This is a genomic window from Paenibacillus sp. PastF-3 (assembly GCF_029893135.1).
Lineage (GTDB): Bacteria > Bacillota > Bacilli > Paenibacillales > Paenibacillaceae > Paenibacillus_AQ > Paenibacillus_AQ nitricinens.
In genome coordinates, this window is the sequence record NZ_JARXWM010000001.1 from 454,455 (window position 1) to 470,076 (window position 15,622).

General features: G+C 41.5%; 13 protein-coding genes. 11 read left to right on the plus strand and 2 right to left on the minus strand.

Features of this window, described 5'->3' with window-relative positions; all coding sequences use genetic code 11:
* The first annotated feature begins 32 nt into the window (after positions 1 to 32).
* The 10 genes from M2444_RS02265 to M2444_RS02310 all read left to right on the plus strand — a co-directional run bounded on the left by M2444_RS02265 (position 33) and on the right by M2444_RS02310 (position 12,440).
* The gene (locus M2444_RS02265; protein WP_094868698.1) at positions 33 to 527 is read left to right on the plus strand and encodes an RNA polymerase sigma factor; all 495 of its coding nucleotides are present in this window, start codon (positions 33 to 35) and stop codon (positions 525 to 527) included.
* Between the two features lie 20 nt (positions 528 to 547).
* Positions 548 to 2,014 carry a DUF4179 domain-containing protein gene (locus M2444_RS02270; protein WP_280786137.1) on the plus strand — a complete coding sequence of 489 codons (1,467 nt, stop codon included), beginning with the start codon at positions 548 to 550 and terminating at the stop codon, positions 2,012 to 2,014.
* A 154-nt stretch (positions 2,015 to 2,168) separates the two neighbouring features.
* Entirely contained in the window at positions 2,169 to 3,050 is an 882-nt protein-coding gene (locus M2444_RS02275; protein WP_179283542.1) for a carbohydrate ABC transporter permease, read from the plus strand.
* 58 nt (positions 3,051 to 3,108) lie between these two features.
* The gene (locus tag M2444_RS02280; RefSeq protein ID WP_179281498.1) at positions 3,109 to 3,942 is read left to right on the plus strand and encodes a carbohydrate ABC transporter permease; all 834 of its coding nucleotides are present in this window, start codon (positions 3,109 to 3,111) and stop codon (positions 3,940 to 3,942) included.
* A gap of 20 nt (positions 3,943 to 3,962) precedes the next feature.
* Positions 3,963 to 5,123, plus strand: coding sequence for an efflux RND transporter periplasmic adaptor subunit (locus M2444_RS02285; RefSeq protein ID WP_280786138.1), 1,161 nt, complete (start codon positions 3,963 to 3,965; stop codon positions 5,121 to 5,123).
* A gap of 38 nt (positions 5,124 to 5,161) precedes the next feature.
* A complete protein-coding gene (locus M2444_RS02290) occupies positions 5,162 to 6,511 on the plus strand; it encodes an ABC transporter substrate-binding protein (RefSeq protein WP_280786139.1) in 1,350 nt (449 codons plus the stop codon).
* 22 nt (positions 6,512 to 6,533) lie between these two features.
* Positions 6,534 to 9,050, plus strand: coding sequence for a hypothetical protein (locus M2444_RS02295; RefSeq protein WP_280786140.1), 2,517 nt, complete (start codon positions 6,534 to 6,536; stop codon positions 9,048 to 9,050).
* Between the two features lie 242 nt (positions 9,051 to 9,292).
* Entirely contained in the window at positions 9,293 to 10,681 is a 1,389-nt protein-coding gene (gene nhaC / locus M2444_RS02300) for a Na+/H+ antiporter NhaC (protein ID WP_348536901.1), read from the plus strand.
* Between the two features lie 113 nt (positions 10,682 to 10,794).
* Complete coding sequence (locus M2444_RS02305; RefSeq protein ID WP_094868704.1) at positions 10,795 to 12,015, plus strand: GNAT family N-acetyltransferase; 1,221 nt, start codon at positions 10,795 to 10,797, stop codon at positions 12,013 to 12,015.
* Between the two features lie 101 nt (positions 12,016 to 12,116).
* The gene (locus tag M2444_RS02310) at positions 12,117 to 12,440 is read left to right on the plus strand and encodes a hypothetical protein (RefSeq protein ID WP_094868705.1); all 324 of its coding nucleotides are present in this window, start codon (positions 12,117 to 12,119) and stop codon (positions 12,438 to 12,440) included.
* Positions 12,441 to 12,475: 35 nt separating this feature from the next.
* Here M2444_RS02310 and M2444_RS02315 read toward each other — a convergent pair whose 3' ends face one another.
* Positions 12,476 to 13,351: a deoxyribonuclease IV gene (locus M2444_RS02315; protein ID WP_280786142.1), complete on the minus strand. Its 876-nt coding sequence runs from the start codon at positions 13,349 to 13,351 to the stop codon at positions 12,476 to 12,478.
* Between the two features lie 220 nt (positions 13,352 to 13,571).
* Between M2444_RS02315 and M2444_RS02320 the strand changes: the two genes are divergently transcribed.
* Positions 13,572 to 14,360 (plus strand): helix-turn-helix domain-containing protein, encoded by a 789-nt coding sequence (locus tag M2444_RS02320; RefSeq protein ID WP_280786143.1) that lies wholly within the window; start codon positions 13,572 to 13,574, stop codon positions 14,358 to 14,360.
* 170 nt (positions 14,361 to 14,530) lie between these two features.
* Here the strand turns inward: M2444_RS02320 and M2444_RS02325 are convergent, their stop codons facing one another.
* Positions 14,531 to 15,502 carry a M23 family metallopeptidase gene (locus M2444_RS02325; RefSeq protein ID WP_280786144.1) on the minus strand — a complete coding sequence of 324 codons (972 nt, stop codon included), beginning with the start codon at positions 15,500 to 15,502 and terminating at the stop codon, positions 14,531 to 14,533.
* Positions 15,503 to 15,622: the final 120 nt, after the last annotated feature.

The window sequence follows — 15,622 nt, forward strand, 5'->3', positions numbered from 1 at the left end:
GACAGAGGGGGTGGTGGAAGGTGGAAAACACAATGGATGAGATCAGAATGGTAGATTTTGCGCAAATGGATGAAGAGGCTTTTTTTAGTCGTTTATATGTGGAGCATCGAAAAATGTATGCCATAGCCTATAGTTATCTGCGAACAGAGGCTGATACGCTGGAAGTGATCCAAGAAGCGTCATGCAGAGCATGGATGAAACGCAAAAAATTAAAGGATGAGCAGTCCTTCACACCTTGGCTTATTCGAATAACGATCAATTGCTGTATGGATGAGCTTCGGCGTAAAAAACGTGTGGTGCCTACGGAAAAGATAATTGAGAAAGCGGCTCGGGAAATGAAAAGTAATGATCGAATTGATCTAGAGCGTGCGATGAATCGGATAAAGCCTAAGTATCGGCATGTCGTAACGCTTAAATATTATCATGACATGACCACTATCGAAATTGCCAAAGTGCTAAAACGACCAGAAGGTACCATTAAGACTTGGCTGCGAGAGGGACTCAAACAGCTTCGGAGCTATCTATAGTAATATTGGAGGTGAACGGAATGACAGAAAAAGAAGAATGGATGCTTCGTAAGAACATTGATGAAGTACAACAGAATGTCGAAACGATGCAGGAGATGAAAATCTACAACGCTATGAGAAAGGGAATTACGGAGGGGAAAAAACGAGAAAAGCGACGGATCTATACTACAGGAATGGGCGTGATTGCAGCTGCAGCAGTTGCATTTCTATTTACATATTCAACAATCGGATTACCGGATAAGGAAATGCTGCAACCTTCAGTACAATCGGCTAGCACTAAGCTTACGAATGATTTCAAAGCTTATCGCACATTCTCCAGATTAGATTCTGCACTTGCCAGTGCTCTTGAACAGAATCTCGTGATGCCTGTAGGTCAGAGTGCGGTAAACAAGGGATACCGAATAGATGTGACAGGTGCCGTTACCGATGGACGGAAGGTGTATGTCCTATACAGTGTTCAGAACAATACAGACGAAGTAGTTATACACGCTGATTTTGGACTTCAATTTGAAGGGATAAAGGAGTCGTCACTTCACAAAGGTGCATCATTAAGTATGCTCGCTAGTGAAAGCCGAATTCAACCTGGACAGTCTATGGATTTTATATACTCCACTAATCTTTCACCAGCAATTAAATATCCAAAGAAAGTAAACTATAATATAATTCTTACCGAAACTTCAGATAAGGCACTCCTATCCAGTAGTAATAAGTATCGGACTAGCCTTGATGTTGCTTTCGAGCTTGATCCTGACATGCTCAAAGCACAAGAACGGATTCTGAATACAGAAGGAGCGCTGATCGTGGATGGACAAAAGATTAAAGTCACTGGAGTTCAGTATACTCCGCTAAGCACCTATGTAGATCTGGAGTATGATCAGAATAATGATAAACAGATTTTCCAATTGATTAATCCTGTGCTGATTAGTAAAAAAGGGGACATCACTGATAAGTTGTATTACCCGGATACCATCAACGCTGACAATTCCGAAATCTATTCGGACAACTCCAAGTTCACGTTAGTGTTCAAACATAGTAAGGGCAGTCAGCCAGATTCAGTGTCGTTGAAGACTTTTGGGATTTCGGCAGTCGAAAAGGACCAGATGAAAATTGTCGTGGATCTAAACAAGTATCAGCTTATTCAAGCGCCCGGAACTGGACTTGAGTTAGTCACGCCAACTCCAGAGAATAACGTAGAGGAAGGAGAAATCCTCCTAAGACGTAATATTGAGAATGCTCAATATTTAGAACGCTCTACTAGACTTGCTGAGACTTTTACTGATGCAAAAGGGAAGGTGCATCATAGAGAACCTTCCACAAACAGCTTCAGCAGCTATACCACTTCTAAGGATGGGTCAGCCGTGAACGAGTTTGGATATAATTTTGGCGCGGAAGCGAAGGACTATCCTCAGCCATTAACGATAACGATAGAGAAATATTCAAATCCAATTAAGGATACGCAGGCTGTGGAGTTATACTCGAAGAATTAGGAAGCAATGAATCATCCGTTGATAATCTATCAACGGTTTTTTTTGTGATCACAGAGACTTCACACTTTGAAATTTAAGAAATACTTAATATATACCGTACTTGTTTTTAAGAAGTTTTTCTTATTCTAAGTGCATGAAGGAGGTTACTGAAAGGATGATAAACCCAAGTATAAAGAAATGGCTCCGTAAGGATATCTCAGCGGCAATGATGTTCCTGGCACCAAGCGGTATCGGATTTGCGATGTTTTACCTTATACCGTTTGTAATGGGCGTATTCTATTCTTTTATGGACAGCACGATAGAGGGCCATTTTGTAGGGTTTGATAATTACCGAGAGTTATTAAAGAGCGATTCCTTCCGTAAAGCAGCGTCCAATACATTTTATTTTAGCGCGATAAGTGTTCCGCTAATTCTTGTACTCTCGTTAGGATTAGCGATGTTATTGAATAAAAATACATATTTTCGGAATTGGCTTAGGACTGGATACGTGTTGCCGCTTGTCGTACCTGTCGTCTCTATCATTCTGATCTGGCAGATACTTTTCGATTGGAATGGCTCGCTTAACGCCTGGCTGAACAACTTCGGTATCGAACGTGTGGATTGGATGAAGACGGATGCAGCTAGAAATGTAATCATTGTTGTTTATTTATGGAAGAACATAGGCTATAACGTGATTTTATTCTTAGCGGGATTGCAGCAAATTCCTAAGGATTATTATGAAACGGCTCAAATTGAAGGTGCCGGATCCTTACGCCAGTTTCGCAGTATTACACTGGTCTATCTAACCTCTTCGATGTTTTTTGTGGTCATCATGTCGATCATAAATTCATTTAAAGTGTTTCGTGAAACGTATTTGATCGCAGGTGATTATCCGCATGACAGCATTTACATACTGCAGCATTATATGAACAATATGTTCATGACACTCGATGTACAGAAGCTGACTGCCGCGGCAACTTTGATGTTTGGTTGTATTTTATTGATCGTGTTGGGATTGTTTGCATTTGAGCGGAGGCATCGACAATTCATGGAATAGGGGTGAAAAGGTTGTGCCAGTTGTCAAAGTGTTACGAAAAGGGGCATTAACACTCGTCATGGCTGTTATTGCTATCATATTATTATTCCCGATTGTGATCACATTCACAAATTCGCTTATGACAGAGAAAGAAATTGAGATCAATTATGGATCTATCGGGCAGATGAACGAAGTAATTGAAGGGAGAGAAGCTATCTTTGTGAATTTAAAATTACTGCCGGATCAAGTGTCCTTGGAGCAGTATGCTAAGGTTTTCCTAGACAACCCTAAATATCTGACGATGTTCTGGAACTCAGTATTCTTGGTTGTACCCATCATTGCAGGACAAACATTGGTAGCAGCACTCGCTGCCTATGCTTTCTCTAAGCTGAAATTCCGGGGGCGAGATCCTTTGTTTCTTATCTATGTCCTAACGATGCTTATGCCTTTCCAAGTAACGCTGGTACCGAACTATATTATGGCGGATAAGCTAGGCATATTAGATAGTTCATATGCGATTATATTACCAGGAATTTTCGCAGCGTTTGGTGTTTTTATGCTCAGACAATTCATGCTGGATATACCTTACGCGTATATCGAAGCGAGCAAAATGGATGGTGCAGGACATTTTTTGATTTTTTACAAGATTATTATTCCGATGATTAAGCCAGGTCTGGCAGCACTCGTTATATTATTGTTCGTTGATTATTGGAATATGGTGGAGCAGCCGCTAATCTTTCTAGAAGATCCGTTTAAGCAGCCCTTGTCAGTATTTTTATCGAGGATCAATGAAGAAGAGCGGGGCATTGCTTTTGCTGCATCCATACTATACATGGCTCCAATGGTGATGCTATTTTTGTATGCGGAATCGTATTTTATTGAAGGCATTCAATTGTCTGGTATCAAAGGTTGATTGGAGGAGAATGACGGGATATGGAGTTAGGTATAGAGCCGACTGATCGTAGACGTAAACGAAATATTCAAGTCGTCTTCATGGTTTTTATGGGTTTGTTATTGTTTTTCACAGTATTCAGTAACACCATACAGTCTTTGACGTTGCCGAAAGTGAGAACTGAAAAACCAACAAAGGGTAATCTGTTACTTACGATTGAAGCTAGTGGGATATTGCATTCACTCGCTGAAGCTAAGCTTTCGAATACAACCGGACTGAAGGTGCAACAAATTCTTGTGAAAGAAGGTCAGCGTGTAGAAAAGGGACAAAAGCTTATTATCTATGAGAGCAAAACGGCTGAGCAAGAATTGAAAGATGAAATAACTAATTTGGAAAAGCTGAAAATTGATCAACAGAATAGACAAGACCAGTACATCCAGTCCGCGCTGGAAGAGGATGAATTCAAAATTCGAAATGCAAGACGTGATATCGAAAAAGGTAAGTTAGATATCTTAGCCCAGGAAAATAAGATCAGCGGATTAAAAAATCGTCTAACAAGCGAAAAACAACTGTTTTCTCCGTTTGATGGATTAATTTCAAAACTGAATGCCGTTGAAGGATTAACTTCATTGGGAGAACCGGAAGTTATTGTATCGAACAGCAGTCAGGGTTACAGATTGGATATTATTATGGATTCTGCACATTTATCTAGTTTAGGGATTTCTGCTGGAGAAAAGGTAGAGGTCGATGTCGATATGAGCCATGGACAAGAAGCCCAGACCATAAGTGGCTCCATCGAAGAAATTGTGAATTCAGAGTCACGTATTGATAGCTCTTCTAGTAATGATTCGGGGAAGACACAAACCGTTCCTCAAAAGGCTTTGAGAATCAAAGTCGTTGATCTAGAACTTAAAGGGGGTGAACAGGCTCGGGTCAAATTCGAGAAACGATCACTCCAAGAGGGATTACTCCTATCCAAAGAAGCTATTCATGAGGATCGCGAAGGTTTGTTTGTCTATAAAGTTGACGAGCAGCGGGGGGCATTAGGCAATGTTTTTGTCGCTAAGAAAGTTCGTATTCATTCCAGTGAAAAGAACGAAAAAGAAACGATGATTCAATCAGATGTCCTCTATGTGGAGGATTCAATTATTCTGGAAAGTAGTGAACCTCTTGAAGACGGGAACCGAGTTCGACTGCAATAAGAAATCATATAATCGAGAAAATAGGAGGAAAAAATCAAATGATCAAAATGAAGAGTAACAAGCTGGGGATGTTGGCGATGGGGATGGCTATGCTTGCGACGGCCGCCTGTAGTAATTCGGGAAGCGAGTCCGGGACGAACGATCAGGGAAAACCCGTCTCGGCAGAAGGAAAAACCGTCGTGAATTTTTCGGTACGGGAGTCGAGTTCCTTCTTTGAAGCGGCGGAAAAAAGATTCGAAGAGAAGTACCCGGACATCGACCTGCAAATTCAAGCCGTGAAAAAAGCGGAAGAAGACTGGAAGCCCGGAGATTACGAGAAGTATACGAAAACGACGAATACGGAGCTGTTATCGGGCAAGGGAGCGGACATTCTCGAAGTGGCAGAGCTGCCGTTCGAATCATATGCAAGCAAAAAGCTTATCGCAAATATGAACGAGTTGTTGAAACAAGACACGTCGCTGAGTGGTGTCGACCTGCAAGCGAAGCTCGAAGTATTCAAGACGGACGGTAACTTATACGCCATACCGCTCGGGTACTTCATGAGAGGGTTTATTGGCGACGGAAATCTACTGGCCGACGAGAGTATCGACGACAGCCGGTGGACGTGGGCCGAATTCGCCGAGGTCGCGAAGGGCTTGATGTGTAAAGAGAGCGAAAGCGGCATGGACCGACGCTACGCTTTGGCTAACGAACCGCCGGATTTGATACTGTGGGAAATCGTCGTCGACGGCTATGCCAATTTTGTGGACGTCTCGGGGAAAAAAGCTTCCTTCGACTCCCCAAAATTCGTCGCTGCCATGCAGCAGGTCAAGAAGATGTACGACGACGGCATCGCGACCGCCGAGCCGGCCGAAGTCGGCCGCCAGTTGTTTTACTCTACCGTGTTGAGTTCACCAGGCAATTTGATCGATGAAATTCACTATTATTTCGCGAATCCGAAGCTGATCGGGAAGCCGCAAGCCGGAACGGTGGGTACGAGGCTCGCCCCTAGCGTTCAGCTTGCGATTAGGGACAATTCTCCGGTGAAGGATGAGGCTTGGATATTCATCTCATTCCTGTTGTCTGAGGAAGTGCAATCGATGAAGGAAAGGGAAGATTACGGATTCTCGATGTTGGACTCGGTAAACGAGAACGAACTTAGGGACGTTCAGAAGCAGGTGAACGCTGGTACCTATAAGCTTCCAAGCGGAAAAAAGCCGCAAGTTTCCGCTGAGCAGTTCGCCCAGTACGAACAGTTCATGCGGTCTGCGGGGTATTTCACGCGGATTGACGGAAAAGTCGTGCGAATGATCGGAGATGAATCGCCCGCCTTCTTCAGCGGTCAGAAGTCAGCCGATGAGGTCGCCAAGCTGATTCAAAACCGGGCGACGACGTATTTGAACGAGTAACGGTTTAAGGGAGGGGGAACTCATGTACAAACGATTAAAGTCATATGCTGTAGTTCTGCTCAGTGCAATGATGTTTAGCCAATCTCTTGCAAACGGCACATACGCAGCATCGACAGGAGTTTCAGACGCAGCGGTATTCATTTTTGACAAACTTGGTTCAATAGCTTTGAAAAGTAATGTCAACGTGAAGCTGATAGATATGGATATTTTAGAGCAACCGAGCGGTAATATACTTATATATACACTTAGTTATAGCAATGGTAGCAGCAATAGTGTAGCTCACGTTGATTATTTCTCTAGGGTTACTACAAATGGTGGATCAGTCATTCAAGGCAAACCTATCACGAGAGAGGTCACCAAAAAAATCATACCTCCTAATAGTAGCCAAATCGTCACGTATTACGTGAATATTGGAAAGTCCACACGATTAAACGGTACTAAAGTAACCCTATTTACTTGGGATTTCAGTAGCCAGGATTATCAGAAAAAGCTAGGTGTATTTACCATTCCAGCTAGTTATTCAGCTGTCGTTCCTCAAGGTCAGAGCAAGGAAATCACTATGGAAAATCTGCTAGTAAACATCAGAGCAGAAAGTCTGCAAAGGCTTAAGATGAATGGGAAAATCTATATGAGAGTAGGCGTTAGTTTTACGAATTTGGGTAAAAAAGTGCTCAGCGACACCGCTTATAAAGCATACCTGAAATCGGCCGGTGGTTCGGTGTTCGATCTTAAGCTGGAGAACGTCAGTGGCAGTTTCAATGTACAGTCTCAAGAGAAGAAGACGGTTTACTATTTAACGGAAGTTCCTTCTTATATGAAGACTGAACAAATGATATTGCAATTCGCGCAAGAAGATGAAACTTTGAAAATAATGCTTCCAGTTAAATCTTTCAAGCTTCCTGCAGTAACAACTTCTGACTTGGCTGTGGCTAATTATGCTGTTAAGAAGATTTCTATTAAGAATAACACCGTTGAAATGCAATTGAAGAGTGCTTCTGTATATTCGGAAAATGATTCCGCGAAATGGAATCTTGAGTTCCGTCTTAAGAATCTTGGAAATAAAGCTATCACGCTACCTGCATACGAGCTTACGGTTAAAGCTGCTGAAGGATTTAGTATTCCGGTAGATTCAAAAGCACTTGAAAATGTAACATTGAAACCGCTTGAAGAGAAAATTATCAATCTTAATGCGGACGTGCCATTAGAACTTAATCAAGGTAAGCTGCAGTTGCAATGGACGGAGCCCTCTGTTGATGACAAGGTTATTTTTCCAACTGCGCAGTTTAACATCCCTTATTCTCTGGAGAACAATAATCTGATGGGTCAAGAGTATACGGTCCAGAACAGGTACGGAAAATTTATGGTGAAGCTGGTCTCCTATCAGCGGTTACCATGGGATGATACGGATCAAATCGTAACTAATATAAGCATCCGTAACACCGGCTTAACCTCAGTACAGTTACCTTCTCTCAAAGCTATAGTCAAAGCAGGAATGAGTGATCAGAGCAGCTCAGCCCAGATCGTGACCACAAATACGCAAACGTCGCTTGCTCCTAATGAAGCAACAGAGATCTATGTGATAGCGAAAGTTCCATATACTTATAGTTTCAATCAGCTAAAGATTGTACTGCAGGCCACCTCAGGAGATGAAGTTACGAAGTTTCTCTCTATGAATACAAGTTCGCTAAATAATGTAATTCATACAATTGCTGTAGGTGAAACTCATCAAATGAACTCGTTAAGCAAAAAAGCAAAAGTTAGCGAGCGCCGGACAACCACTTATAATGAAAATAGTTCTAACTTGATCTATACGGAACTGGAAATGATTAACGAAGAGCCGCGCCAGTCGAAACAGGCACAGCTTGTGGCTTATTACAAGACACCTGATAACCAATTTTTCAAGGCGGTGGTTAGCCAATCGATAACTCCAACAAGCCCAAATGGTAAAAATTTGGTTACGATCTGGAGTAAACTTCCGCAAGGAGTGAGTACATCCGATCTTATGCTTTATATTGGGGAAGGGATTGCTGACGGCAAGCTTACAGATTTAGGGGGGACATCCACTGGATTTATTAATAGTGTTAAATTAGCACTTACTCCTAATACAGTAATCCCACACAATAATCTAACAAGTGTCGATCTATTCCCTTACAACTTATCGGTTGCCAATGCAGCGGGGACGATTACTGAAGAGAAAGGCACATTAGATGTAGTTGTAAACTATAGCTTATCCGAGAAAGAAGATTTTGAAGCAGGTCACTATGAACATAAGTTAGTCTTAGAACTCATTGACCCTTACGGACAATCCATGGAAAAGACTTTGGAACTGGGGGCAGATTTGCCAATGGGTAAGAATAAATCATACTTAGCCTCATTTAATAGTAACTTCCACAAAATATTAAGGGGAGGAAGCATTCGTATCAATCTATATGATGAATTCCAGGGTCATAGGATGTTACTAGGGGGTCAGTCCTATCCGTTAACTTACATTTCAGCAGAACCGAAAAACTCTAATAGTAATGGTAGCTCAGGCAATTAAAATTGTAGGAAGCTGGGTTAAGAAAAAAGTCAAAAGTGTTGGCATAATAGCCAGCACTTTTTTATATTTTTATGAACTTTTTATGGAAATTCCTTCAATGTATGTTCTTTACATTGACTGTCCTCATTCTTTTCGTTAAGATTACCTCTGCGCTTCAATGCCAAAAAGCAAAAAAGCTTGAAAGTGAGGAAGCAATTAATCATTATTATTATCCCAATACAATGTTAAGGAGCATTATTGTCATGGAACGTCAGCTTAGTTTCTCAAAAAGCATGATCATCATCATTTTTATTCTCGCACTTCTATTTGTATCCATCTTTCTATTGAAAGCGGAGCCGCATCTGCCGCTTCTCGTAACTACAATAGGCACGGCCGTCTTATTAGGGATGTTTGGGTTCTCTTGGAAAAAGATCGAATCTGCCATTATTCAAGGGATACAAACGGCCATCATGCCAATTCTAATCCTCATGCTGATCGGAATTCTGATTGCGGTATGGATGATGAGCGGGACAGTGCCTTCGCTTTTATATTATGGTATGGATTATATTAATCCGAATTATTTTGCGGTGAGCGCATTATATGTCACGATCATCGTCTCGATGTTCACTGGAAGCTCATTTACGACAGTAAGCACGATCGGTGTTGCTTTAATGGGTATTGCAGTAACTACGGGGATTTCCCCAACTTTGGCTGCTGGAGCGATTATCAGTGGGGCTTGTTTTGGTGATAAAATGTCGCCACTTTCCGATACCACGAATTTTGCTCCCGCAGTAGCCGGCATCCCTTTATTTACACATATTCGTAACATGGTCTACACAACGTTACCAGCGCTTGTTATAACTACAATCTTTTTCTTGTTCGCACCAAAGGGCAACTCAATCGACTTAACCTCGATTACGGACATTAAACTTGCTTTACAAGATGGTTTCCATATTCATTGGTTAACGCTGCTATCTCCTATAGCTGTCATTGCTTGTTCGATCAAGCGGGTGCCGATCCTGCCTACGTTAATTGTCGGAATAATAAGTGGTCTTCTTGTGACGGCTTTCGTTCAGCAGCAGACAGAAATCGATGTCTGGTTTAGTGTGATGCAGAACGGATATAACAGTAATATCGCGAATGAAATGGTTGCTTCCATTGTCAATCGCGGAGGGATGCAATCGATGATGTGGTCTGTATCCTTAATCTTAATTGCCTTATCTTTAGGTGGTTTGATTCAGCATTGCGGTGTGATCGAGGCTTTTTTCCGTAAACTCATTCAACCCCTTAAGCGTAAAAGCAGCATTGTTCTTATGAGCGGAGCATCCTCCATTGCGGTAAACGGCATGACGGGTGAACAGTATCTTTCGATCCTATTGCCGGGGCAAATGTTCAAAGATGAATATAATCGCCGAGGCATTCCAGCGAGAACACTGTCCCGGACGCTAGAGGATTGTGGAACATTAGTTAATCCATTGATTCCATGGGGTGTTAGTGGCGCCTTCTTCGCAGTGACTCTGGGTGTACCTGTTATAGAATATGCACCTTATGCAACCTTCTTATGGTTAAGTCCATTCATCACATTTGCTTATGCTTTGATCCCTAAACTGCAAAAGAACTCACTGGGTGTGGATAAAGAAATCTCAAGATAATGGACACCATATGCATTGATTCAACGTATATAAAGAATACTATGCGTTGAGTCAATGTGATCAAGCTAGTGTTCTAAGCTGAAAAAGTGGACTATTTATCGGAGGTAATAACAGTGAGTCGCAGTAAGTTACAAGATCGAATCAGATTAGCCAATGTCGAAACCAAGCACGCAGAGCAATTTAATAATCTACTACGTTATGTATTTCAGGTGACCAATCGCGATCTGCAAATCTTTGGCTGGGAGAACCGTGAAATCACTCAGGCAAAGTTGCCAGTTCTTAAGTATGCTGATGTTGTAGGTTGGTTTGATGGAGACAAGCTCATTTCTCAGTTAGCTGTATACCCATTTCAGGTGAATATTTTTGGGCATATCTATGAGATGGGTGGGCTAACGGGTGTTGGAACCTATCCCGAATATGCCAATTTGGGTCTAATGAATAAGCTAATGCTTCATGCTTTAACTAAAATGCGGGATCGTAAACAATCGATATCTTATCTTTTTCCGTATTCAATCCCTTATTATAGAAGAAAAGGCTGGGAAATCATTACCGATAAAATCTCATTTGAAGTACCGGATACCCAGTTGCCAAAAATGAGGAACGTCCCAGGAAATGTGGAACGCGTAACCATTGAGCATCCAGACATCAAAGTGATTTATGATCAGTTTGCCGTACAGCATCATGGGGCGATGATTCGTAATGAGCTAGCATGGGAAGAATATCTGCGGTGGGATTTGGATGATATGACGGTTGGTATTTATTACAATAACAACGATGAACCCATGGGGTACTTGTTATATTGGGTCGCCGAAGAAATATTTTATATCAAAGAGATGGTATACATTGTTGAAGAGGCTCGAACGGGTTTGTGGAATTTTATTAGTGCGCATTTTTCGATGATTAAGCTGGTTAAAGGGGATATTTATAAAGGTGAACCGTTGTCATTCCTATTAGATGATGGGGATATCAAGGAGACGATTGCTCCCTATTTTATGGCGCGAATTGTGGATGTTCGTTTATTTATTGAACAGTATCCTTTTAAACGACAGGATAAGGACTGTGAGCTTGTTTTTAATCTGAGTGATCCGATGCTTGAATGGAATCGAGGGACATTTACGTTATCCGTAGATAGAGAAGGGAAGGGGAGCCTGCAAGAAGGAGGGTTAAATCCTTCGCTTACGCTTGATATTCCTACCTTAACAACCATGTTAATGGGCTATAAGCGGCCAACCTACCTGGCTCGAATCGGCCGTATTCAGACGGATGAAGTCACGATCCATTTACTTGAAGGACTGATTAGACCAGAGCATCCATATTTCTCTGATTATTTTTAAAAGGGCACGAACCTTTGAAGCATACTCTAAGGAGTGTGCTTTTTTGTTCTTTTTATAGTAGAATAATCTCTCAGCAACACAATATGATATGAGGTGTAAGAATGGCAATTAATTTTAATAAACCAATGATCACTAAATTACAGCAAGAAATTACGGAGCTTGAAAGCAAGATCAAAAACACGCAGAACAAAAAAGAAAAATCAAAATTCAAAATTAATCAATTAGAACAGGATATGAAATTTAGTAAGTCTCACACGGATTTGAGCAGTAAAATGTCGCGAATCAAAAAGTTGAACGATGAGGTAAAGAACTTAAACCGTACACAATCTGATCTTTCAAAAGAGTTAACCGCTAAGAAAAACTCTCTAAAAAAGGTTCAAGCGAACGAAACCACATCTGTTGTGAATAATTCTATAGAAGAATAAATAAGGATATAAAAACTGCATTTTGTATGCGGTTTTTATTTTTTTATCGGCTCATCAGTCTCCCCTCTTAACAATGAGATTTCATGCTTATAGGGTGCGTTGACATACTTCTTTTCACCGATGGAGGGGGTCTCTAGAAGTTTGGGAATGGTCGATAGTTGAGGATGGTGGACTACATATCGTAATGCCCGAAGGCCAATATATCCGTGTCCAATATTTTCGTGCCTGTCTTTTCGCGAGCCCATAATATTCTTAGAATCATTTACGTGAATGACCTTCAGGCGCTCTATTCCAATTACGCGATCAAATTGATCTAAGATGCCATCAAAATCCTCCTTCACATTATAACCAGCGTCGTGGATATGGCAAGTATCCAAACAAATCGATAATCGCTCATTGTGAGTCACTCCATCAATAATAGCTGCAAGTTCCTCAAAAGTAACTCCGCACTCGCTGCCTTTTCCCGCCATCGTCTCTAATGAAACCTGAACATTTCGTTTATCGGCTAACACTTCATTCAAGCCTTCTATGATCCGCGAGATTCCAGCCTCTGAACCCGCACCAACATGGGAACCGGGATGTAGGACAATTTGCGTAGAGCCTAAAGCTTCCGTTCTTATAATTTCGGATTGAAGAAACTCTATACTGTGCTCGAAGACCTGAGACGATATCGTATTCCCTAAGTTCACAATAAACGGAGCATGTACCACAATATTTGAAATGCCGTTAGCGCTCATGTGAGCTTGGCCAGCTTCAATATTCAAGGCTTCAATGGGTTTGCGACGTGTATTATGAGGTGCTCCGGTATATATCAGGAAGGTGGTCGCTCCATAAGATGATGCCTCTTCGCTAGCCCGAAGGAGCATCTTTGGTCCAGTCATGGATACATGTGACCCAAGGAGTAAAGACATCAGATTTAAACCTTCCTTTCTATAGAGAAGTAGATTGATTTTAGTCATTAATTGATGTCATTATATATCTATTAACATTTGTAAAATGCCCTAATGTTATGTATTGTAGCTAATTACGCAATTGCAACTGCAAGTGGCGCAAACGCAACCTCAATCATATAGTCTTTACTCCATTGTTTTTCTATAATAAAGGTAATATTTAGCAAAGGAGAGTAAGCCAATGTCTTTTAGCGAAAAATTGTTGCAACTTAGAAAAGAAAAAGGTTATTCCCAGGAAATGCTGGCTGAAAAGCTGTGCACGTCTAGACAGGCAGTCAGCAAGTGGGAAAACGGACAAGGGTTCCCTGAAACCGAAAAGCTGCTTATGATTGGTAACTTATTCGATGTGTCCATCGATTATTTGCTAAAGGAGGGCGAGGTGAAGGGCGGTGTTGAAGAGCGTGGGTACTATGTCAGTCAAGAGATGGCGGAAGGGTATTTGATTCATCAGCAAAAGTCATCCAATCGCATTGCGACAGGCGTGTGCCTATTAATTATGGTTTTTTTGCCGTATTTCATGCTTAGAAAGGAACCAGTCATTTATTCCTTTCTTATTATCATTTTGTTGGCGGCAGGGGGTATTGTTATTCTTGTGTCCGCCATATTGAAGAACGACGAAAGGTACCATGTGCTGGATAAAGAGGCGCTGATGTTGGATCAAGGTTATGTGAAACAATTGACGGAACGTTTGAATAGATTAAAGAGTAGGTATGTAACTATGAGCATTGTGGGTGCTGGTATGTTAGCGGTAGGCGGAATGGGCTTTTTGCTGGAGAAAAAGGGGATCTCTGAAGGCGTTTTAGTCCCTTATTATCCAATTTGCGTCATTTTGATCGCTATGGGCGCATATGTAATTATTCGAACATCTACACTGTGGTCCTCTTATAGTCTGCTGATCTATAATGAGAAACATGTTAATCAGAGAAATGACGGCTTCTGGAGAAAAATCAAAAAGAAGTTGGCCGAATAATAAGCTTGGTGAAAATATGCCTCGTCAGGGAAAATGCTGACGAGGTTTTATAATTTAATGGCTCCGCAATGTTGTCTCTATTGGTTCATGCTAACCAAGTTATTGAGCTGCCTGAAAGCATGAGAACTGTGCAAGAAGCCGCAGAAGCGATTGGCTTATACGAAAGATCGCTATTCAGTAGCGGCAATCGTCTCACCTTGTATTGGTTTCAATCCGTTCTCCCACCTAACAGGGATAGAATGAGAGGTGAACAAATTCACTCCGTCAGAGATTTGAAAATGCAAATGGGGCTCACTAGTGTTGCCTGAGTTACCTGTTAGCCCAATGACATCACCTTTTTTGACTTTATCGCCTGGCTTTACTGTAATCGATCCTTTCTTAAGATGGGCTAAATGGCTGTATTCGCCACCGTGATCGATGACCACGTTATTTCCGGTTGCCTGATTAGGGTTCATGACACCGACGGGTTCATTATCTTTAATATCATTCACTACCGATACAACTGTACCATCCGCTGGTGCAACAATATTTTTTCCAAAGGCATAATAGCTTTTGTTTTTCAGCGGGTCCCCTTTATAAGAATAGTGATCCTTGGCTTGGATGAAATCATAGGCGTAACGCTGGATCTCTACTTCATAATGATAATTTACGAGGACATTCTCTCCACCCCAAAATACATACCAGTCACCTTGGAAGGGCAATGCGTATTCATGCTTACTAAGCTTTGTATCGGTTTCAGGGGAGGATGTAAGCTCTTGAATCTGGATTAATGAAATGGTTCCATCCGGATCAAACATTCCGATAAGTCCCTTATTGCCTGCATCGCTCACCCATGTGCGACGATCAAATCCATTAAGCTGCATGTCAGAAGCTTGATTCAGTGACTGGATATCCTTAGTAAATTCCTTAGCAGTCTCAGCTAAGTCCGTTTCACTTACTTCATCTTTCAAAGACTGGCTAAATTGAGCGTACATTTCTTTATAGTTCCCTTTAAGCAGTAACTTAGGAAGATCATCTGGCAGGAATACGGTTTCGTTTGATGTTACGGCTGAACTGGATGTTTGCTCCATTTTTGCATTATTAATATCCCCTTTTCCTCCTCCACATGCTGTTAATAGTAAGGTAAGTGATCCTATCGCCATGATTGTTTTTGCTGACACCCCAGGTTTATTTGTAATTTTCTTAGCGCGTTTATCTATGTTTATCGCCTCCCATAGTGAAATTGTAGCAACCCAGTCTTAGCGCTTCTGAAACTTTGTATG